This window comes from Lapillicoccus sp., from assembly GCF_046595215.1.
Taxonomy (GTDB): domain Bacteria; phylum Actinomycetota; class Actinomycetes; order Actinomycetales; family Dermatophilaceae; genus Lapillicoccus.
Window position 1 is genome coordinate 1 of sequence record NZ_JBKJPP010000040.1, and the last position, 20,518, is coordinate 20,518.

A 20,518-nucleotide genomic window follows, 5' to 3' on the forward strand; every position below is an offset into this window, starting at 1 on the left:
AGCGGTCCCCTGAAGGGCGATCAGACGATGAATCACCGACCAGAGCTGTTCAGCGACGAACGAGACGGGGGGGTGGTTCGAGTTGCAGACCCCGGTGTTCTCGGGGGGCCTGGTCGATAGGTGTGTTGAGGTCAGGCTCCCGCTTGGCCACCCACCACGCCATGCGACATTGGTCCTACGACCATGGTCGTAAGACCAGGCAGCACCATCACGCGGCCCAGGTCGAACGCCTTGGCGAATGCCGGCCGGGTCCGCTCGGCTGCCCATCGGCCTGCGACCTTCGTGGGTCGGTCGGTTCCGGCGCGCCGCTGACGGTGGGTCGAGGGCGGATTCCGGCGGCTTCGCACCGATGGTCGGTGGTGGTCGGTGGTGGTCGCTGGCGCCCCGTGCCCACGAGCCACCCCTCGCAGAGCCTTCTCGCGCGGTCTGCCCCCGCGTATGTGGGCCCTCCAAGGTTTCCACAAGGCCGCAGATGGACCCTTCAGGAGAGAAGTCGAGTTTTTCTGACCGGGAGGGGGTGTCACATGCGCAGTTGGCATCCGCAGGGCAGCTGCGTCATCTGGGGAACATCTCGGATCCCGCCGCCGGCTGCGCTGAGCGTGCTGAGCGCCGCGTTGATCCCGAGCCGACGCAGCCGAAGATGTGCCCGGTGACCCAGCGATCGCGGGCCATCGCCGGTACCGAGCCGCCGCGGGCGGTTTCGGTGCCCAGGGCCGTCGCGGCGTTTCTGGTCGCCGGGTTGGTCGTCCTGACCGTGGTCGGCTTCGTCCTGGCGCTCGCTCTGCGCGCGACGGCGACCGCCGAGGCCATCCGAGAGGCCCTGATGGTGACGAACCTGGAGGTGACCGCAGTCGTCGGTCCAGTCCTGGTTGACGAAGCCTTCGGGCCCGGACCGGCACGGGAGACCCTCGATCAGGTCGTGCGTCAGCGGGTGATCGGCAGCCAGATCGTTCGCGTGAAGGTGTGGGACGCGACGGGACGCATCGTGTACTCCGACGACGCTTCCCTGGTCGGGACGCGTTTTCCGCTGGAAAGCGATGAGATGGCGGTGCTCGAGACGGGTGGCGCGTACGCGGAGGTCAGCGACCTGTCCAGCGCCGAGAACCAAGACGAGAAACAATGGGGTCAACTCCTTCAGGTGTACCAGGGCGTGAAGACCCCCACCGGACAACGGCTGATGTTCGAGACCTACCAGCCGTATCAGGTCATCACCGACTCCAGCCAGCGGCTGTGGCTCACCAGCCTTCCGGTCCTCATGGGCGGACTGTCGTTGCTCTACCTCGTGCAGGCGCCCCTGGCGTACCGGATGGCACGGCGTCTCAAACGCAGCCAGGACGAACGCGAGACGCTGCTGCTGGCCGCGCTCGCCGCATCTGATCGGGAACGGGCGACGATCGCCGCCGACCTGCACGACGGTATCGTTCAGGGCCTGACCGGCGCGTCGTACTCGCTCAGCGCCGCGGCCGCGCGCACCGGTGCCAGCGATGTGAGCCTGGCCCAGGTCATGAGCGACACCGCCAAAGATCTCCGCCGCTGGATGCGTGAGCTGCGCACCCTGGTGGTGACCATCACTCCGCCAGCGCTGCACGCTCACGGCTTAGCGAGGTCCCTCGCCGATCTGGGTGCGACTCTCGAACTGCGCGGTCTGCTCGTCACCTTTGACGTCACTGGCACCGAAGGGCTCGACGAGACCACCGAGACGCTCGTCTACCGGGCTGCGCAGGAGGCGGTACGCAACATCGTGCGGCACGCCGACGCCAGCGCGGTAAACCTGATCGTCACTCGCGCCAGCACCGCCAGCACCGCCAACACGGGCCGGCACACGGAGGACCTCGTGCTCCGCGTACGCGACGACGGCTGCGGTTTCGAAGCTGGTGGCAGCGCCGCTCGGCGCCGCGGCAGTGTCGGCCTCGAACTGCTCGACGCGATGGTCACCTCTCACGGCGGCACCCTGACCCTTGACACGTGCGCCGGCCGGGGTAGCGAACTTGTCGTCCGAGTGCCCCTCAGGGCGGCGGTTGAGCCGCCCCGAGAGGCATCGGCGCGGGAGCCGGCCACCGCCATGGCGCTTCGATGATCCGGGTCCTCGTCGTCGATGACCACGCGGTCGTTCGGCGCGGCCTGAGCGACGTGCTGGGTGCGGCCCCCGATATCGCGGTGGTCGGTGCGATCGGCGACGGTGGCCTGGCAGCGGCGGCAGTGACCGAGCTCGAGCCAGACTTGGTGCTGATGGACCTGAACATGGCTGGCCTTGACGGTATCGACGCGACGCGTGCCGTACTGGCGGTACGGCCAGCGACGAAGGTCATCATTATGACGTCGTTTTGCGAGGGCGCCCGCGTCCGTGCCGCGCTGGAAGTCGGTGCGGTCGGCTACCTGCTCAAGGACGCTGAGCCCGAGGACATCATCAAAGCATTGCGCGACTCGCTCACCGGGGGTGTCCCGCTGTCACCCCAAGCCGCCCGGGCGCTTTTGCCGAGTCCCCGCCGGGCCGGCAACACCAGCGCGGACGCTCTCACGGCGCGTGAGCGCGAGGTCCTGGCGCTCGTCGCTACCGGCTTGGCGAACAAGAGCATTGCCCGGCGGCTGACCATCAGCGAGAAAACCGTCAAGGCGCACCTGACGCGGGTCTTTACCGTCCTGGGCGTGGCCGACCGCACCTCAGCCGCATTGTGGGCCCAGCGGCAGGGAATCAGCTTCAGCTAAGGTGGCCTTTTGCCCTCTCGAGCCGCGTAGGTCAGCTTCACCGTGGGGCGCTGGCGGGGCCTGGCCGCCGTTTCGATGACCTGTTCACCTTGCCGTGGGTGATCGACCGACGCTGCTTGTGGCGTTCTCCCGGTTCGCGGGCAACCAGGGCTCGTGTCGTCCTGGTGCTGACGGCCTGCCGGTCGCGGACATCGAGGGGAGCATCGGGGCTAGCGCTGGTGCCTCGATACTCAACCGGACCGGCGAACCTGGATCCCCCGACCCTGGTACTGGGGCAAGGCCACCCCCAGCTTCCCGGACGCCCTCGCCGCGCTGCCCAGAACCCCGTGCTCCCAACGACTGACGACCATGTCAGACACTCCACGCGAGAACCCCGACATCACCGAGGCCCTCCTGGACACGCTCGCCTACCCGGCGTAAGCACCAGGCGAGAGGGCGAACATCCCCCGTCATGCGTGGCCTTCTTCGGCGTAGGGCCGCGGCGGGGCCGACGTGCACGTGGTGGATCCCCAAGCTGCTCAACGTCGGTGCCGTGCTCACCCCGATTCATGGCTCGTCCGAGTGATGCGTGGGCGGGGCCGGTGCGGGCTGGGGTTACGGACCGTCACGGTGGGGCCGTCCTTGAGCACCGCCGTGACCAGCTCGAGGAGGTCGAGATGTGGTGGGCGCACCCGCCGCGCGTCGAGAACGACGGGACGACTGAGGTGGCCCAGACACACTCCGAGGCCAAGCAGCGCCGGGCCATCTTCCGCGCTGGTCTCGGGCGAGAACTCAATCTCCACGACGCCGTCACCGTCGCGCCACAGGCCGCCGATGCTCGAGACGAGCGCCAGCCCCAGACTCTCCCACCGGGGGTCCGGAAACGCCATCGTGAACCCCCCAGTGCGCCAGTGAAACCCTGTGGTCTGCCACACTCCTCCGCGCGCGAGGGACACACCATTGGACCATGGTCGTAATACCCGCGCCGGGTCACCAGACCCACCCTCGACTGGACAAGCGCGCCACCCGTCCACGGCAAGCGTCAGCGCGTGCCGTTGCCCGATCTGTAGTATCCCGGTTCGTACGCGGGAGCTTAGGGCGTGGTTCCCCGGCGACGACGCCTGCATGGACTACTTGCACTGGCTGCGCTGGCCGACGGGTCCAATGTGCCCGAGTTGCGGGCGGACGGCCACGACGGTGGCCGGGGACCGGGTGTGGCGTTGCGGCGGATGCCGTAGGCGGGTCTCGGCCGTCGCCAGCCGTTCTCCGTTCCGTTCGTCGCGGCTCGCCACCGTGCTGCCAGAGCCGACCCTGCTCGCGATCGCCGACCCCATCTCGCCGCCACCGACGACGACAAGGACGTCGCGTCTCATGCTGCCGCCGCTGGGGTGCGCCCAAAAGCTGCGCGAGCACGTCCGCCGGGGCGGGCAGGGCGCCGATTTCGTGCATCACCCGGCGGGCGGCGCGCCGGTAACCGGGAGTGGTGAGGACCTCGCGCGCCGCGGCGCCGGCCGCGGCGGCGGATCGATGGTGCGCGCGGCGCCCAGGCGGACCGCCCGCGCCGCGTTGAGCGGGTGGTCGGCCAGGCGCGCAGGGATGACCAACGACACAGCGGCCGCGAGGGCGCTGAGCATAGTGCCGTCCCACCGGCAGAAACGACCAGGTTGACATCGGGCATGAGGCGCGCGAGGGGGACTAACCCGATATGCCGTATCCGGGGACTCGCGGCACGATCGGCGGGGGCGTCGTCGGTGACCAGCACGTTGACGGCGACGTCGGCCAGCGACCCGACGATGGTGGCCGCCAGGTGCGGTCCGCCACGCTGCTCCCCACGGTGAGCAGCAACCGGGGCAGGCTGTGGTCGTCGAGCTGGGCGGCTCGTTGCTCGCACCCGAACGATCGAACGCCGTGAAGAGAAGGGGGAGGCGATCAGGTGGGGTGAATTCACCCGCGTCCCGTCACAGGTCGGGGTACGGGTTGACGTAGCCCAGCCGGGGCCGGGCCCGCAGGTCACGTGCACGCAACTGACCGGCCCACCGGTGGTCCATGGCCGCGACGAATGGGGGTGGCAGTGCTCCCGCGATGCCGTGCGTCGCCCGGGCTGCGCCCACAGCGGCGGCGGTCGGGCCGACGCGGTCGCAGGAGTCGCACACCACGACACCCGGGGAGAACGCCTGGGCTCGCGCCAACGCCTCCTCGTAGGTGACATCGACACGGGTGCCCGCGAACATCTCGACCAGCCGGATTCCCCTTAGGGGGAACCAATTGTTGGGGTGTGAGACAGAGCCTTCGTGGACTCAGGAGTCACACTTGCCGGGGCGCCGTTCCGCCCTCGCCACTGAGGCCGCAAATCGCCGGAATTCCCTTGCCCCGAACAGTTCGGCCTTGCCAGCCAGCTCAAACTTGTCGGACGCTCTTTCTGGAGCCGGAGTGACGCGCACGCATACAAGCAAGAGCGGACGGGTATACCCACTTCAGCAGGATTCCCGGTGATCGCCAGCTCAAGGATTCCGCCTCAGCTCAGTCTGTGCTGAGCTCGACAGAATTGCTGTCCCGGTCATCGCCGTTGGCTCCTCGCGTGGATCGTGACCCCGAAGCGCCGTAGTTCCGCCATGCCCTCGTTCCTCCAGCGATCCGCCGACCTACGGGCCGGTGGTGGTCCTCTGCGTCATGGCGACGAAACCGTGGCCTGGGTCATCCTGGCGATTGGCTACTTCTGGCTCCTGCTTTAGCTCGCGGCGGCCGCGGCCGCAGTGCTCAGCCGTGTCGTCCGACCCCCGTTCTCCCCGGCAGCCCCGTTCCTGGCCTTCACGCAGCTGGCGAACCCCTCAGCCTCGTGGGGCCGACGCGTCGCATGGCCGTGGGACCGAGCAGCTCTGGGCCCGTAACCACCCACCCAGACCGAGGGTGGCCGGTGGGTGCGTCACAAGTGCCGCATTGTTCTGCGGTTGACCGCCCTTTTCCGTGTCCGAGGTTCATGGGCGCGATGGCTGGGTCGCTGTTGGGGGTTCTGGGCTGTGGTTGTGGCCCGTGGTTGCCTGGGTGGCCGTGGCTGGCGGCGCTGGTTCGCTGGCCATGTCCACACCGATTCCTGTTGTGGAACGGGGAGAGACGGTTATCGTCTGCGGCGTGATGACCGCGGGCCGGGCGATCCCGCGGCGGACCGATTCGATGAGGAAGTCACTGAGCAGTGGTCCGGTGTAGGCGATTTGGAGCTGATGGGTGCTGAAGGTAGTTGAGTAGGTTCCGAGCGCATCCGCGAGGATGCCCTCCCTGGCGACAGCCCTGGACAGAGCGGCCGGGTCGTCGGCGTCGACCGTGAACCGCAGATCGTGGACCAGCACGGAGACGACGGTGAACTCTCGGATCTCGTCGGCGAGCCGGCGACCGTGATCGAGCGCCGGATCGATCAGCATCCCGGCATCCGCAACGGTCGCATCCGCGGGCAGGGCGACGACGAGATCCGGGGCCAGTCTTTCCAGAGTTGCCGGGTCGAGCACCCCGGCAGAGATGGTGGACAGCGTCATGTGACGGCGCGTCGCCGCCAGATCCAGCTGGCGGCGCAGCGCGGGGAGGGCTGAGCCTGGGGTGGCGTGGATGGCGATCACGACTCGACGACGGACCATCAGCCCGTCGTAGCTCACCGGTGGTCGGTGATTGCGCACGACGGGATCGGCCTGGCCGGCGGCGACCGCTTCGGGCGGGCTGGTCCTTGCCGGTGTTGTCGTGCAGGCACTCAGCGCGAGCGCCACGGTCAGGACCGCGGCCGCGCGGGTTGCCGGCATCTCAGGTCCCGGCCGGCAATGTCGGTAGGTACACCGGCGGGAAGGAGCCTGTGGGCGTGGTGTCGAGGACGGGGGGGGCGGAGGTGACGGGGTCGTTGTCTGTGGGGTTTCCTGCAGCGAACTGGACCATCATGTCGTGGTCCTCGTGGGTCAGGTTGTGGCAGTGGATCATGTATTTGCCCTGCCCGTTGGGCTGGGTGACGAACTGCATGAGTGTGGTGACGGACTCGCCCTCGCCGAGGTAGAAGACGTCCTTTGGGCCGCGTTCCCAGGCGAATGGCTCTCCGTCGTCGGTGTTCCGGGCGGTGATCTTGGCCGCGACCAGGTGGACGTGGACCGGGTGGAACCATCCACCGGAGGAGTTGGTGAAGGTCCACTCCTCGACGCTGGACGGCGTGGGGTTGGCGAATAGTTCGGTGAAGCCGCTCGCCTCCACGTCCTGCCAGGTGATCCCGTTGATCGTCCACTGTCCGCCGCGCCGATCGAACCTGAGCTCACGTCTCGCGACGGCCATCGCCGGGGTCAGGTCCATCACCGAGTGGCCGCCCTGGGCTGCGTCCGGCACCGGCACTGGGCCCGGGTCCAGGGCCGCTGGGATGGAGGTGATGGTGGCTGCCGGTCCGGAGTCGGCCACTACCTGGAAGCGCATGATCTTGTCTGTGTTGGCGAAGTCGATGTTGTTCTTGTTACTCAGGTTGTGCAGGTCGACGCTTTGCCCCGCCTTGAACGTGCGGAAGTCGATGAGGATCTCGTAGCGCTCCCCGGTTCCCTGCCGCCAGGACGACACCGGCTGGACGACCGGCACCATGCCGTGGTCGGTGCCGACGATGTAGACCGGGTCACCGTTGGACAAGGTGGGGCGGTAGGAGCGGCCGATCGAGCCGATCAGCACCCGGAATCGGTAGATGCGGGGCTTGACCTTCATGGTCGGCCAGGGCACGCCGTTGACCAGGATGATGTCGCCCCACAGCCCCTTGTCGTCATCCGTGTTGAAGGCCAGCGAGCCGTCGGCGTGGAACAATGCGTCCGAGATCATCAGCGGCACGTCGTACTCGTCCTGCGGCAACTGTGCCCGCTCGAACGGATCGGAGATCGGGTAGAAGGCGGCCAGCCCTGAGTACACGTTCTGGGCGGTGACCAGGTGCCGGTGGTCGTGGTACCAGAGCGTGCTTGCCCGATCGGTGTTGGGATAGTGGTAGTTCTTGACGAAGCCGGGAACGGTGATGTCGTTCGCGTACCCGTCGTACTGGGGGAGCGACGGCGAGCCGTGCAGGTGGGTGGCTGTGTCGATGGCCTGCGGAAAGAGGAGACCGGACTTCGGAAAGCCATTGCGGATCCGCACCTCGGTCCGAGTCCCTTGACTGACCCGGATGGTCGGACCCGGGAACAACCCGTTGTACCCGGCCACCGTGGTCGACAGCCCGGGCAGGATGGGGGCTCTGCCCAGCTGCGCGGTGACCGCGTACCGGGCGTACGGTCGAGTCGGGTCTCCGTCGTCGAAGCCCACCTCGAACGGGGTCAACTCGGGGGGGCACAGGAATATCCCTGCAAAGGGGACCGGCGTGTTCTGAGGAGCTAGCAACCCGCTCGGGCGTGACCCGAGACCGGCCGCTCCGAGCCTGGCTGCCGGCAGGGCCAACGCGGTCAGCGCGCCGGCCTGCAACACCGCCCTGCGTGAGGGCATGACGACCTCCACGGAGAAGCGCCGACCGGCCCAGAACTGCCCGTCTGGCAGAAGGCTGCCGGTTCGCGCGAGAAGGCTGACCCAAGGTCGCCGTCATCTCCCGGGAAAAGGTTGCCATCCGAACCTCGGATAAACCTTGGGGTATTCTCGAACCGGGACCTCCCCCCACCACCGGGATGCCTCACCAACACCCCACCCGTCTGCACAATGCCATCGCCAGATACTGCCGGTTCACCCAGAGTCAGCCGGGGCAAGGGCGTTGCTTGCACGCTCGGGGTCTGCGCCGGCGACGCTGTCTCGATCCAAAGGGTTGCTATGTGCCGCACTGGCCGCCCACTGCCTCCTCGACGAATGTGACCGAGCAAACTCGTCTAGGCCTCGACAAGTTCCGACGGAACACAATTCCGTTAGCTTCGGCGGGGAAAGAAGGGGCTGAGTGCCAGCGGGGGGCGGAAGGGCTTCCACTTTCCCTCGGCTTGTCCGAGCCGATCGGCCAGGAGCCAAAGCACCGCCGCGTTGTGCGTCAGCCCAAGATGACTGCCGCGAACCTCAACGTTCTGCCGTCGCGGCAGCACCGCGTACCGGCACGCTGACCAGGCCACGATCCCGTCGGCACGCGTGTACACCGACGTCGCCGGAACGCGTAGCGAGCCTGGTTCTGCCCAGGGTCGAGGGAGCAGTGCCGCGGTCCGAGGCAGATAGGTGACCCGGTCTGCGATCCGGGACGCGCTCTGTGTCCAGGTGCTACGGGGCAGCACCGGGGTGCCGAGGGTGATCAGGGTTCTGACACTTCCCGGTGACGCACGGGCGAGCTCCTGGGCGTACAAGCCGCCCAGGCTCCATCCGACCACGCTCACCCGCCTCCCGGAGGCGTGATGCAGCCGCTCGAGCTGCAAGCGCAGCTGACCGACTATATGCGCGTTCGGCCCCCGGTTCGTGCCGAGGCTCCATCCCCTGACGTTGTGGCCAAGGGCTTGGAGAAATCTTCGGAGCAGCACCGTGGCCGGGTCGCCTGCGAGGAGGCCCGGCAGGACGAGCACAGGGTGCCCGTCACCGCGGCGTGCGGTGCACAGCAACGGCCAGGTCCCAAGCAAAGCTGCGAAATCCAGTCCAGCCCGTGGCGCTTCGGTCGCTAGCAGGGCAGGGGAAGGCGGGCGGTAACCGTCGGTCATCGTGACACGCTATCTACAGGAGAGACCTGAAGTCGGCGACGGAGCTCGACACGTTAACCGAGGACAACCTGGCGCCAAAGTCCGCATGTAGCAAGGGGCGCACCCGCACCATCCCGACGGAAGGCCGTCAGCGCAGGTCAACCGGGAGATCGACCGGCAGCCCAGGCCAGCAAGGCCCGGCGGCGCACCGAGGGGAATGCCGTTGACACACCAGACGACATCCACACTCCCTGTCTGGCTCCCCTGACCGATGTTGTGGCGCCAGACCCACGCAGCCGAGCATCGGGGACACAGGGCACGAGCGGTCCGCCGTCAGCTGCAGCCGGCCGTCCCGCACCGGGATACGCCGGACGAACATGTCCGACCCCATGGGTCCGGCGAGGGCACCGGCACCCGGGATAGACCGACCACCCCTGCTCCGCCAGCTCGATGTCGTTGATGGTCACGGCGAGGGCGTCACCGGGCTCGGCGCCCTCGACGTAGACCGCTCCCGTGACGGGGTTGATCGTGGCCGTGACCTTGACCGTGTCCCCAAGCTCTTCCATCTGGGCGTAGGCCAGGTCGTCGGTCTCCAACGTGATGCGATCGCCTCCCCCGGCCCGGACGGTAAGGACCAGCGTGTGGGCGGCGGAGAAGGTGCCTGCGCTACGTCCTTGGTCAGCGCCGTCTGTCCTCGTTACTCCTGGCGGAGCGGGCCGGCCGTGAACGGGTCCGCACCGGCGGTGTCGACGGCCAGGTGCTCGGCGCCGATGCCCGTGCCCCGGCGCTGGTAGTAGAGCAGCACCAGGACGCCCAGCGCGAGCCAGATCACTCCGCCGATCTTGGCCGCGGCCTCGGCGTTCCACAGGACGAACCCGATGATGAGGAAGCCGAGCACGGGGGAGACCCAGTGCAGGAAGACGTTGCGGCTGTGGTGCCGGACTGCGTAGTACGAGACCACGGAGACGTGCAGCAGCATGAAACTCGTCAGGGCACCGAAGTTGACCAGCGAGGAGATCAGCCCGATCTGTCCGACGAAGAACAGTCCTGACGCCAGGGTGAGGGCGCCGACCAGCAGGATGGCGCGCTCCGGCACCCGGGTGCGGGGGTTCACGTGCGAGAGGAACCGCGGCAGCCGCCCGTCCCGGCTCATCGAGAACAGCAGTCGCGAGGTGGCGCTCTGCGCGGCCACCGCGTTCGCGATGCCGACGGCGAGGGCGTTCATCAGTAGGAAGGCGATCTGCCAGCCGTGGTTGCTCACGCTCGCGACGATGTCGAAGAAGGCGTTGTTGACCTTGTCGTCCGCGAAGGTCTGCGTGTCGGGCACGAGCATGCCGGCGAGCCAGGTCTGCGCGACGAAGAACACGGCGACCAGGATCAGGCCGCTGATCATGGCCACGCCGGCGGCACGCCGCCCGCCCTTGGCCTCCTCGCTGAGCGTCGCGATCCCGTCGAAGCCGAGGAAGCTCAGGACGGCGATCGACAGGGCCGTGGCCACCAGACCGGGGGTGAAGTGCGCGCCGTCGAACAGCGGGGTGCTCGTGAAGCGCGCGCCGTTGGTGCCTCTGGCGACCGCGAGCACGGCCATGACCACGAAGATCACGATGAAGAGCAGCTCGGCGGCCAAGAAGTACCGGTTGACCACGGCGGTGAACGAGATGCCGATGTAGTTCACCGCGGTGTTGATCAGCAGGAAGGCCACGATCCATACCGGCTTCGGCACCGCCGGGAGGACGCCGGACATCGACTCGGCGGCGAACACGTACAGCAGGGTGGGGACCAGCAGGTAGTCCAGCAGGATCGTCCATCCGGCGAGGAAGCCCAGGTGCTTGTTCAGGCCCCTGCCCACGTAGGCGTACACCGAACCGGCGATCGGGAAGGCCCGCGACATCTGCGCGTACGACAGGGCCGTGAAGATCATGGCCACCAGACCGATCAGGTAGACCAGCGGCACCATGCCCTGGGCCTGGTTGAAGACGACCCCGTATATGGCCCAGGGCGCGATCGGGACCATGAAGACCAGCCCGTAGATGAGCAGGTCCATGGTGGAGAGCGTGCGGTTGAGCTCCTGCTTGTACCCGAACTCGGCCAGCTCGGCGTCGGCGGCGGTGTTCGAGCCCGTCTCGTGGTCGTTCATCGTTGGTCCTGTCTGGGGTCAGTCGTGCTCGCGGAGGAAGGCGCCGACGACGGCGGTGAAGTCCTCGCGTTCCTCGACGTGCGGCATGTGGCTGGAACTGGGAAAGACGTGGCTGCGTGCGCCGGCGATACGGTCGATGAAGGGCTGCCAGACGAACGGCATGGCCTCGTCGTGGGCGCCGGCGACGACGAGGGTCGGCACGGTGATCTGGTCCAGGCGCTCAACGATGCTCCAGTCCTTGAGCGTGCCGATCACGTGGAACTCACTGGGTCCGTTCATCGTGTGGTACACCGTCGGGTCCGTCTCGAGGGCTGCGAAGCTGTCCACGACGTCCTGCGGGAAGGGCACCACCCGGCATACATGCCGCTCGTAGAAGACATTGACCGCCGCCTGGTACTCCGGTGAGTCGGTGGTGCCGGCGGCCTCGTGCCGGTTCAGCGTCTCCTGTATGCCGGGTGGCAGCCGGGCGCGCAGCGTGGTGGCCGCCTCCAGCCACAGCGGCATCGAGGCGGGGCTGTCGCAGATCGTCAGGCTCTGCACTCCGGCGCCGTCGGCGACCATGAACTCCGGCCCGAGCATGCCGCCCCAGGACTGACCGAGCAGGTGGAAGCGGCCCCCAATCCCGAGGACGTCGACGATGTTGCGCAGCTCGGCCACGAACAGATCGACGGTCCAGAAGTCCGCGCCCTCCTCGGGCAGGTGGGTGCTGTTGCCGCACCCGAGCTGGTCGTAGTGGACCACCGCACGGCCGTCTCCAGCCAGGTCGGTCATCGCCAGGCAGTAGTTGTGGGGGACTCCCGGGCCGCCGTGCAGCACCACGAGCGGCGCACGTTCCGCGCCCGGATCGAGCTGCCCGGTGACCCGGTACCACGTGTGGAAGCCGCGGTAGTCGACGGAACCAGTGGCATCCGGCGCGTGTCCTGAGAGACTCATCCCAGCTCCTCAAAGTCGTCGTGGGAGTAAAGCACCTGAAAGGTCTGGTCGCAATACTTTGGCGTTCAACGGCTGCACGGCGTGGGAGGGTCTCGACACGGACGTGGTCAGTCCCGTCGCGAAGAGCACCCTGCGGGACGATATCGCCGACCGGCTGATCACGGCCATCACGTCGGTGCCTCCTCGCCGGGCGAACGACGCCGCCGGAACATGTGCTCGCGCAGCTGCTGTCCGTGAGCCGGGTGACCGTGCGGGAGGCGCTGCGGCAGGTGGCTGAGCTGGGCCTGGTGGTCTCCCGCCGCAGCAGGGACAGCGGGACGTTCGTGACGAGGTTGGCCTGGAGGACGTGGCGCCGGAGACCGCGCGCCGGACCCTCGAGGTCGAGCTGCCCCGGCTGCGCGACCTGCCCGACTACCGGTGCAAGGTCGTGGGGATGATCGCCCGCGCGGCCGCCAAGCGCAGGACGGCGGAGGATGTCTCCGAGCTCCAGAGCGCGCTGGAGGAGTTCCACAATGCCACGCAGATGGCCGAGGCACGTCGGCCGGTCGCACGTCCTCGGGGGCCTTGGCCACCACGGTAAAGAAGACCTTCAGGTCGTACCCGGCCGCGAGGACCTTGTTCGGTCGGGCGCGGCCGGCGAGAAACTCGAGATAGTCATCAACCAGCGGCAACCCCGAGACGGACCACCGGCTCAGCCGGGCCCCTCGAGAACGGATCAGGCAGGGTAATAACGCAGGCATTTCAAACCCTCCACGTCCAGAGGCAAGCAGCCGAGACGAGCTGTTCAAAATGTCCTGCAAGATCATGCTTGGGTTCACCGGGGTCGTCGCAACACCCTGATCGGATTGGGGTGTTGTCACGGCAGGTCGAGGCAGGCCAAGAGTTCCACGGCGTGTAGAGCGGGAGTTCTGGCGCGGCGTCGCCAGTGGACTGAGTACCGAGGCGGCTGCGGTAGGGGTCGGCGTGTCGTTGAGGGTCGGGAGAAGGTGGTTCCGCGACGGTGGCGGCATGCCTACCCTCGACCTCATTGAGCCGACTGGCCGCTACCTGTCGATGGCCGAACGGGAGGAGATCGCGATCCTGCGGGCCCAGGTCAGCGTTCGAGAGATCGCCCGGCGGCTGAAGCGGTCGCCCGCCACGATCAGTAGGGAGTTACGGCGCAACGCCAGTGGTGGCCAGCCCTCGCGATACCGGGCGAGCGTGGCTCAGGCCGAGGCCGACAAGCGGGCCCGCCGACCCAAGGCCAGCAAGCTCCTGGAGCACCCGGCGCTGCGCAAGTACGTCCAGGACCAGCTCGGTGGTCCACAGCACTGGAGCCCCGAGCAGATCGCCCGGCGCATCGTGCTCGACTACCCCGACGATGGGCAGATGCGTATCAGTCATGAGGCGATCTACCAGGCGCTCTACGTGCAGGGCCGTGGTGCGCTGCGCCGGGAACTGAGCGCCTGCCTGCGCACCGAGAGGGCGCTGCGCAAGCCCCAGCGTCGCACCGATGGCCGCCGAGAACGCATCAAGGACAAGGTCATGATCAGCGACCGGCCGGCCGAGGTCGCCGACCGTGCCGTGCCCGGGCACTGGGAGGGCAACCTGATCATCGGCGCCAACAGCGGCTGCGCCATCGGCACTCTGGTGGAGCGGACCTGCCGGTTCACCATGCTGCTGCACCTGCCCGACGATCACGGTGCCCCCGCCGTGCGCGACGCGATCACGGCCACCATCGCCACCCTGCCCGAGGAACTGCGCCGGTCGCTGACCTGGGACCAGGGCATCGAGCTCGCTGAGCATGTCCGCCTCACCATCGAGGCCAATCTCCCGGTGTACTTCAGCGACCCGCACAGCCCGTGGCAGCGCGGCACCAACGAGAACACCAACGGCTTACTGCGCCAGTACTTCCCCAAGGGCACCGACCTGTCGGTCCACAGCCCCGAGGAACTCACTGACGTCGCTGCCGCACTCAACGCCCGACCCCGCAAGACCCTCGGCTGGAAGACCCCAGCAGAGGCCCTCGCCGCGCTACTCTCAACCGCAGCGTAATGAGCCGGTGTTGCAACGACCGGATGAATCCGCCCATGTGCATAACAAGCAGAAGCGGACGTCTTCATGGCGGTTACGCGTGCCCGACCCTCGGCAGAGCGGAAGATTCCCATCGCGCAGCAGCTGCCCGACAGAGAAAGGTTGCCAGGCGGTAACCCGGCGATGGCCACACGTTCCTCACTGTCCATCCGCGCGCGAGGTTGTCCCTCGAGCTTGGTCACGACTTCGCGGTCGACGTCCCTGGAGTCGCGGACATGGGGCGCACCACGTCCGGCCCACCCTGCGTAAGGGTCAGGTTGACCGGGCGCCACTTCCTCATGCTCACCTCTGCGGTCCGAGCAGGTTCTCCAGCTCGCCTCTGTGGGGACGGATCCCGGGCGCGGATCGACCCGTGGTCGAGGCGCCTTGGCGGCTGTAACCCTTTGGATCGCGCCTAGACATTATTCGGGCTAACGGATCGGAGGGCACAGGTGAACCGACCGCTTCACTCCGCACGCCGGCCAAACCATCCTGCGCCTCCCACCTGGGCACGAGCTGTTGCCGCACGTCCTGTCCCGAATCCGAACCCTGCCCCGCCTGGCCTAACCCCCCCGCCCGGCCAGCGGAAACCCTTCCCATCAATGGCATTGGAACCAGCCACCCGGAGCCTCATCCGGGTCGAGCCCATCCCCAGACCCCCTCACACTCGAAACCATTCAACAGCAACGGAATTCATCAAACCAAGCGGCCTCCAAGAGGGTTACCCGCGGACCTGGGACAGACAACGGCTCCCGTTGACCGGAAGTTTCGAGGTAACGGCAGCCGTTTGTGCGGTGGGATGGCGAGGTGCTCCCCTTCCTTTCGCCGACCGAGAACCAAAACGGCCACGACATCCGAGGCAAAAGAGAGCCTCTGGACATGTACTCACATGCCGCGATCCGCTCGTCTCGGACAACCTCGCAAAGGTGCGTCCCTCCGCCGCCTGTCGGGTGCTTTACCTGTACTCGGCGAAGACGACGATTTGCATCGGTCGGCGTCATGGCCGGGCGGAGCCCGCAAACGCGGCATGGTGGGCGGATGGGTGCCGGGGGATGCTCACGCGGACAGTCCGCTTGTCGGCTGTAAGACTGACTGGGTGCTCCGCGCGTACCAGCCTCCGACACTGGAGAACTTGCAGTGGGTTACAGAGCACGTTCATCCACACGCCCGGGTGGCCGCCGTCGTCCCCTTGCCGGGCGGTATCACCGCAGACATGGACCGAGTCAGCGTTGAGTCCCCGACAGGGCTTGAAGACGTGGTCCTGCGCCGCTGGCGGGACGAGGAGTGGGCCGAGGGGCTGGTGGCTCGCGAGGCCGCCGCGCTAGCGGCTGTGCGCGGCCACGGCGTGCCGGCACCCCGACTCCTCGCGATGGATGAAGACGGGTCCGAGACCGGAGTGCAGTGCACCCTCACGTCCGCACTCACCGGGCATCCGGACCTGTCTCCGACAGACATGCAGTCCTGGCTGGACCAGCTCGCGACTACGCAGGCCGCGATCCACGCAGTGCCCAACCACCCGCCGGCCCGTTGGCATCGTTGGTCCGAGCGCAGCAGACCACTTGACTGGCTGGCCGACCCGCGGGCTGCGGAACGCCGCCCGACAGGCGGCCGCGGGGCCACTTCTCGAGGAGGAGGTGCTGGTGCACGGCGACTACCAGCACTTTAACGTCCTCTGGTGTGACCACCGACTCAGTGGCGTCGTGGACTGGCCGAACGCGGCCACGGGCAACCGGGGCAGCGACGTCGGCCACTGCAGGCTGAACTTGGCGGTGTTGTTCGACGCCAGGACTGCCCGGGACTACCTGGCGTTGTACGAGCGGGCTGCGGGCGTCCGGGTGGACCGGCGAGCCGACCTGCAAGAGTTGCTCTGCTTCGACCTCGAGTGGCAGCGCTTCATCCCGCACCAGATCGCCGGGCGGGCCTCGCTCGATCTGGCCGGGATGCCTGACCGAGTTGTCGAGACAGTCCGCGACGCACTGGACGGGATCGGCTGACAGGCGGTAACCGCGACGACGACACGTTCGGCGGTGGACCGACGGCGACATGGTCGAAAAGAGCCAGCGCGACGACATGGTCGGGGTTCGACATGGTCGGGCTTTGCCCCGGGCGCGGCAGGCGGGGCGCCTCTCCTCGCAGCGGCGCGGTGGCACGAGATGACACCACAGCGCAGCATAGAAATGGGGTCGATACGAAAATGTGGACCACTGACCGCAACTCGGCTGACGTACCGCAGATAGCGCGCGACTGCCCGGTCCTAGATCGTCATCTGAGACAACGTGAGAAGCAGGCTTGCTCGCCCTGAGGCCATGGGATGGGGTGCCTCCAGCGGCCGTCGACAGCGTTGGCTGCGAGGATCGGGATTGTGAGTGTTCTCCTCAACGACGTGCTGGCCGACCTCGGGATGGTCGATGTCGGTGATCTGGTGGTGACCGGTGATCCGCGTCCGGCGGTGTTGTCATCGTCTCTTGCCGTCGCCGACTGTGCGGTTGCCTCGGTGGCGGCTAGCTTGATAGCCGCGGCTGACTTGGCGCTGGCTCGAACTGGCAGCCGGCCCGATGTTGGCCTGGACACCGGGCACGTTGCGGCAGCCGTGCGCAGCGAGGTCTTGCTTCGTGCCCCGACCGGTCACGCGATGAGCGGGTTCGCTCCGCTGTCTCGTCTGTGGCCGGCCGCGGACGGTTGGGTCCGAACGCACGCCAACTACCCCTGGCACCGGGCGGCGCTGTTGGCAGCGCTCGGCGTAGCAGTGGGTCCCGACGCCGACGTCGAGATGCGGCTGGCTCACGCCATCGCTGAACGCCGCGCTCTGGAAGTGGAGCAACGCGTCTACGAGGCTGGCGGCTTGGCCGTCGCCGCACGAACCGCCGCCCAGTGGGCAGCCGGTGAGCCGGGCCGCGCGGTAGCGGCCCAGTCGCTGGTGGTCACAGAGCTTCTGCGTACCGGGGCTCCGCCATTGGCAGAGTCGGGCGCGCTCCCCGGGTCCGGGCTGCGAGTGCTGGACCTGACCCGGGTTATCGCCGGCCCGGTCGCGACCCGCATGCTCGGTGCGCTGGGCGCCGACGTGCTGCGAGTCGACGACCCGCACCGTCCCGAGTTGCCACTGCACGCCGTCGACGGTGTGATCGGAAAGGCCAGCACCACCGTGGACGCGACGACCGTTCACGACCTCGAGGTGTTGCATGGCCTGCTCGACGCGGCCGACGTCCTGGTCACTGGGTATCGACCCGGTGCGCTACGCAAGTTCGGCCTGGACCCTGACCAGGTGGCCGACCAGCACCCGGGCACTGTCGTGGTCTCCCTCTCGGCATGGGGCGCCCTTGGACCGTGGGGCGCCCGGCGCGGCTTCGACAGCTTGGTGCAGATTGCCTCGGGCATCGGCTGGGCCACCAGCGCCGATGGCTCGCGGCCGGGCGCCCTGTCCTGCCAGCTGCTTGACCACGCCACCGGCTACCTGGTCGAAGCCGGCGCGCTGACTGCACTGGCCAGGCGGGCCCGCACCGGCCAGACCACGCACGTTCGTTTCTCGCTCGCCCGAACCGCGCAATGGCTGCTCGAACAGGGGCTACGAAGCGGTGTCAGATCCGGCAGCCAGGAAGTAGTAGAAAGAGACGCCGCCTACCGGATACCGCTCGGTAACGGCTGGAACAGCATCGCCCCACCCGGTCACCTGGACGGCAAACCGCTCACCTGGCCGCACCTACCACCGAGATACGCGCAGTCCGCGCCCACGTGGGCAAGAACCTCGTAACCAGCAGCCAGGACCGCTCCCGGCGACGGCCCCGAATGACGGTCACGGCCGAGTCCGGGCAGAGAGACGCCCCCTGAGCGGCTACTCGTCTCAACGGTCGTCCCAGCCGACAAGGGCCGCCAGTGGCAGAGGTCAACGACCATCGGAGGCAGCCGCGAGCCGGTGTCGTTCCGGTCGGTGCGTCGACCGGTTGGGGATCGGCTACGGGGACGCGCGCCCAGCGGTAGTTCCGGACGACTCGAGCGCCCGTTGCAGATGGTGCATCGGTGGTTTGGCATAGCGTCAGCGCGTGGCTTGAAGGACAAGTACCCGGCAGCACAGCTCGTGCCCTTCGACGCGGGGTGGGCCGATCGTTACGCCTGCGTCGCCGCGGAACTGACAGCCGCCCTCGGACCGCAGTGGGATATCGAGCACGTGGGGTCGACGGCCGTCCTGGGCCTGCTCGCCAAGCCCGTGGTCGATGTCGCCCTGCGATTGCCTGAGGGTCAACACCTTTCCGAATGGCACGGCGTGTTGACTGAGGCGGGCTGGACGACACCTATCGCGGTCGGTGAGCATTGGGGCACGTTCCTGCTCAGCGGCTCGGTGCGCGCGGCCATAGGCCACGTCTTTACTACGGATGACTGGCCGACTGCTGACGTGCGCTTGTTCGCAGACTGGTTGCGCACGCACGAGCGCGACCGAGACCGTTATGCCAACCTCAAGAGTTCCTTGGTCGACAAGGGCATCTGGGGAAGCGAGTACACGGCGGCCAAGGGCAGGCTTGTCCGGGAGATCGTTAATTGCGCGCGGGCTAGCCGCGGGCTACCGCCGGTGGGACCCCTTTAGGGATTAGCGCTCATCGACATGTCCGGTCGTACTTGGACGCCGACCGACTGAACCCGCCTTCCGCTTGCGGGAACGGTCCAGGTCAGCTGGGTGCGCGTGTCCGGGCTGTCCCATAGGACCCGCCCGGTGAACAGGCCCGGTAAGGCACCTCAACTGAGACGGGGAGGAACTCGAGCGATAGGAGCATCGAGCGGTTCGCACGTGCGCCGGTCCACGGCTTCTCTCGCGAGTGGTACCTCTTGTACACGCGGACGCCGGACGCGCCGAGCATGCATAGGTGGCAGCTGGCGTGCATAGTCGTGCAGTTTGCCGAAGACACTCACATCGACAGATCCGGTAACACCGGTGAGCCGACACGCGGCTACTTGACACTGGTCGTAGGACCGGTGTCCGGCCAGACTCGGTCCAGGTGCTCGGCGGGACGCTCTCCAAGCGGCTGCCCACCAGCGTTGTCGGTGTGGCTCTCTACCGGTTTGCAGCCCGCTGGGCACCGCGGTGAGGCGTGGCGCAAGAAGGGACTGCCCTGCTCTCGGTAGCACTGCCCACCTCGCCGACCACATCGGTTCGAGCACAGGCGGGAGCAGCACATGAAGCAGCACCTGAAGCAGGTCATCATCGGGGTCGATCCCCACAAGCTGTCGGCGACGATCGAGATCGTCGACGAGCGCGAGCAGCTGCTCGGTTCGGGTCGGTTCACCACTGACCGGGCCGGGTACGCGGCGATGCTCACGTACGCCAAGGCGTGGCCGCAGCGGACCTGGGCGGTCGAGGGCGCCAACGGCACCGGCAAGCCGTTGGCGCAGCGGTTGCTGTACGCCGGGGAGGACGTCGTGGACGTCCCGGCCAAGCTCGCCGCCCGAGTCCGGCTCTTCGACACCGGCCTGGGCCGCAAGACCGATGCCCGCGACGCGCACTCGATCGCGATCGTCGCCGTGCGAACCACGACCCTGCGGGTGCTGAGCGTGGATGGTGAGCTCGAGGCGCTGCGGATGCTGCTCGAGCGTCGTCAAGCCTGAGCCGGCGGCGGGTCCACACCGTCAACCGGCTTCAGGCATTGCTGGCCGAGCTCCTGCCGGGGAAGGCGAAGAAGGACATCACCACAGGTCAGGCCAAGAAGATGCTTGCCGGCGTCCGTCCCCGCGATGTGGCCGGCAAGACCCGCCGCGCTCTGGCGGCCGAGGAGCTGGCCGAGCTGGTCGCGGTCGACGCGAAGATCAAGAAGTCCACCGCCGAGCTCAAGGTCATGGTCGTGGCCCGTCGCTCGTCGTTGATGGACCTTCGCGGTGTCGGCCCGGTCGTCGCCGCCCGGGTCCTGGCCGACGTCGGCGACGTCACCAGGTTCGCTGACCGCAACCGGTTCGCGTCCTGGACCGGCACGCCACCCCTGGACGCGTCCTTCGGTGAGCACAACCGGCACCGCCTGTCCCGGGCCGGGAACCGGCGGGTCAACCACGTCATCCACATCGCCGCGGTCACCCAGCTCCGCCTCGACACCGAGGGGCGGGCCTACTACCG

General features: G+C 67.8%; 17 protein-coding genes and 1 pseudogene. 12 read left to right on the forward strand and 6 right to left on the reverse strand.

Annotation, left to right across the window (positions count from 1 at the left end; all coding sequences use genetic code 11):
- The first annotated feature begins 649 nt into the window (after positions 1 to 649).
- A complete protein-coding gene (locus ACLL9L_RS03820) occupies positions 650 to 2,077 on the forward strand; it encodes a sensor histidine kinase (protein WP_411283324.1) in 1,428 nt (475 codons plus the stop codon).
- Positions 2,074 to 2,706: a response regulator gene (locus ACLL9L_RS03825; RefSeq protein ID WP_411283325.1), complete on the forward strand. Its 633-nt coding sequence runs from the start codon at positions 2,074 to 2,076 to the stop codon at positions 2,704 to 2,706. The genes ACLL9L_RS03820 and ACLL9L_RS03825 overlap by 4 nt, the downstream gene beginning before the upstream one ends.
- 536 nt (positions 2,707 to 3,242) lie before the next feature.
- On the opposite strand, the gene ACLL9L_RS03830 is transcribed toward ACLL9L_RS03825, so the two are convergent.
- Complete coding sequence (locus ACLL9L_RS03830; RefSeq protein WP_411283326.1) at positions 3,243 to 3,575, reverse strand: hypothetical protein; 333 nt, start codon at positions 3,573 to 3,575, stop codon at positions 3,243 to 3,245.
- 235 nt (positions 3,576 to 3,810) lie between these two features.
- Between ACLL9L_RS03830 and ACLL9L_RS03835 the strand changes: the two genes are divergently transcribed.
- Entirely contained in the window at positions 3,811 to 4,353 is a 543-nt protein-coding gene (locus tag ACLL9L_RS03835) for a transposase (RefSeq protein ID WP_411283327.1), read from the forward strand.
- Positions 4,354 to 4,643: 290 nt separating this feature from the next.
- On the opposite strand, the gene ACLL9L_RS03840 is transcribed toward ACLL9L_RS03835, so the two are convergent.
- The 5 genes from ACLL9L_RS03840 to ACLL9L_RS03860 form a co-directional block, all read right to left on the reverse strand.
- On the reverse strand, positions 4,644 to 4,916 hold the full coding sequence (locus ACLL9L_RS03840) for a hypothetical protein (RefSeq protein ID WP_411283328.1): 273 nt from the start codon (positions 4,914 to 4,916) through the stop codon (positions 4,644 to 4,646).
- A 744-nt stretch (positions 4,917 to 5,660) separates the two neighbouring features.
- A complete protein-coding gene (locus ACLL9L_RS03845; protein WP_411283329.1) occupies positions 5,661 to 6,437 on the reverse strand; it encodes a hypothetical protein in 777 nt (258 codons plus the stop codon).
- A 34-nt stretch (positions 6,438 to 6,471) separates the two neighbouring features.
- Complete coding sequence (locus tag ACLL9L_RS03850) at positions 6,472 to 7,992, reverse strand: multicopper oxidase family protein (RefSeq protein WP_411283330.1); 1,521 nt, start codon at positions 7,990 to 7,992, stop codon at positions 6,472 to 6,474.
- A gap of 2,010 nt (positions 7,993 to 10,002) precedes the next feature.
- Positions 10,003 to 11,442 (reverse strand): APC family permease, encoded by a 1,440-nt coding sequence (locus tag ACLL9L_RS03855; protein WP_411283331.1) that lies wholly within the window; start codon positions 11,440 to 11,442, stop codon positions 10,003 to 10,005.
- Positions 11,443 to 11,460: 18 nt separating this feature from the next.
- Positions 11,461 to 12,375 carry a proline iminopeptidase-family hydrolase gene (locus tag ACLL9L_RS03860; RefSeq protein ID WP_411283332.1) on the reverse strand — a complete coding sequence of 305 codons (915 nt, stop codon included), beginning with the start codon at positions 12,373 to 12,375 and terminating at the stop codon, positions 11,461 to 11,463.
- 191 nt (positions 12,376 to 12,566) lie between these two features.
- Between ACLL9L_RS03860 and ACLL9L_RS03865 the strand changes: the two are divergent.
- The 9 genes and pseudogenes from ACLL9L_RS03865 to ACLL9L_RS03905 form a co-directional block, all read left to right on the forward strand.
- A pseudogene (locus tag ACLL9L_RS03865) lies at positions 12,567 to 12,812 on the forward strand (GntR family transcriptional regulator); the annotation flags it as partial.
- On the forward strand, positions 12,722 to 12,955 hold the full coding sequence (locus ACLL9L_RS03870; RefSeq protein ID WP_411283333.1) for a hypothetical protein: 234 nt from the start codon (positions 12,722 to 12,724) through the stop codon (positions 12,953 to 12,955). The pseudogene ACLL9L_RS03865 and the gene ACLL9L_RS03870, both read left to right, overlap by 91 nt.
- Positions 12,956 to 13,383: 428 nt before the next feature.
- On the forward strand, positions 13,384 to 14,409 hold the full coding sequence (locus ACLL9L_RS03875) for an IS30 family transposase (RefSeq protein WP_411283334.1): 1,026 nt from the start codon (positions 13,384 to 13,386) through the stop codon (positions 14,407 to 14,409).
- Positions 14,410 to 15,640: 1,231 nt separating this feature from the next.
- Positions 15,641 to 16,093 (forward strand): phosphotransferase, encoded by a 453-nt coding sequence (locus tag ACLL9L_RS03880; protein WP_411283335.1) that lies wholly within the window; start codon positions 15,641 to 15,643, stop codon positions 16,091 to 16,093.
- Entirely contained in the window at positions 15,987 to 16,421 is a 435-nt protein-coding gene (locus ACLL9L_RS03885; protein ID WP_411283336.1) for a phosphotransferase, read from the forward strand. Before ACLL9L_RS03880 ends, ACLL9L_RS03885 begins: the two co-directional genes overlap by 107 nt.
- A gap of 368 nt (positions 16,422 to 16,789) precedes the next feature.
- Positions 16,790 to 18,175 (forward strand): CoA transferase, encoded by a 1,386-nt coding sequence (locus ACLL9L_RS03890; RefSeq protein ID WP_411283337.1) that lies wholly within the window; start codon positions 16,790 to 16,792, stop codon positions 18,173 to 18,175.
- 294 nt (positions 18,176 to 18,469) lie between these two features.
- Complete coding sequence (locus ACLL9L_RS03895) at positions 18,470 to 19,003, forward strand: GrpB family protein (RefSeq protein WP_411283338.1); 534 nt, start codon at positions 18,470 to 18,472, stop codon at positions 19,001 to 19,003.
- 587 nt (positions 19,004 to 19,590) lie between these two features.
- Positions 19,591 to 20,019 carry an IS110 family transposase gene (locus ACLL9L_RS03900; RefSeq protein ID WP_411283339.1) on the forward strand — a complete coding sequence of 143 codons (429 nt, stop codon included), beginning with the start codon at positions 19,591 to 19,593 and terminating at the stop codon, positions 20,017 to 20,019.
- A 38-nt stretch (positions 20,020 to 20,057) separates the two neighbouring features.
- The coding region (locus tag ACLL9L_RS03905; protein WP_411283340.1) for an IS110 family transposase at positions 20,058 to 20,518 on the forward strand (461 nt) is incomplete at its 3' end.

Coding starts and splice junctions, on each gene's coding strand:
- ACLL9L_RS03900 (WP_411283339.1), top strand. CDS start 19,591: ATGAAGCAGCACCTGAAGCAGGTCATCATCGGGGTCGATCCCCACAAG.
- ACLL9L_RS03840 (WP_411283328.1), bottom strand. CDS start 4,916: ATGTTCGCGGGCACCCGTGTCGATGTCACCTACGAGGAGGCGTTGGCG.
- ACLL9L_RS03880 (WP_411283335.1), top strand. CDS start 15,641: ATGGACCGAGTCAGCGTTGAGTCCCCGACAGGGCTTGAAGACGTGGTC.
- ACLL9L_RS03860 (WP_411283332.1), bottom strand. CDS start 12,375: ATGAGTCTCTCAGGACACGCGCCGGATGCCACTGGTTCCGTCGACTAC.
- ACLL9L_RS03825 (WP_411283325.1), top strand. CDS start 2,074: ATGATCCGGGTCCTCGTCGTCGATGACCACGCGGTCGTTCGGCGCGGC.
- ACLL9L_RS03835 (WP_411283327.1), top strand. CDS start 3,811: ATGGACTACTTGCACTGGCTGCGCTGGCCGACGGGTCCAATGTGCCCG.
- ACLL9L_RS03830 (WP_411283326.1), bottom strand. CDS start 3,575: ATGGCGTTTCCGGACCCCCGGTGGGAGAGTCTGGGGCTGGCGCTCGTC.
- ACLL9L_RS03855 (WP_411283331.1), bottom strand. CDS start 11,442: ATGAACGACCACGAGACGGGCTCGAACACCGCCGCCGACGCCGAGCTG.
- ACLL9L_RS03875 (WP_411283334.1), top strand. CDS start 13,384: ATGCCTACCCTCGACCTCATTGAGCCGACTGGCCGCTACCTGTCGATG.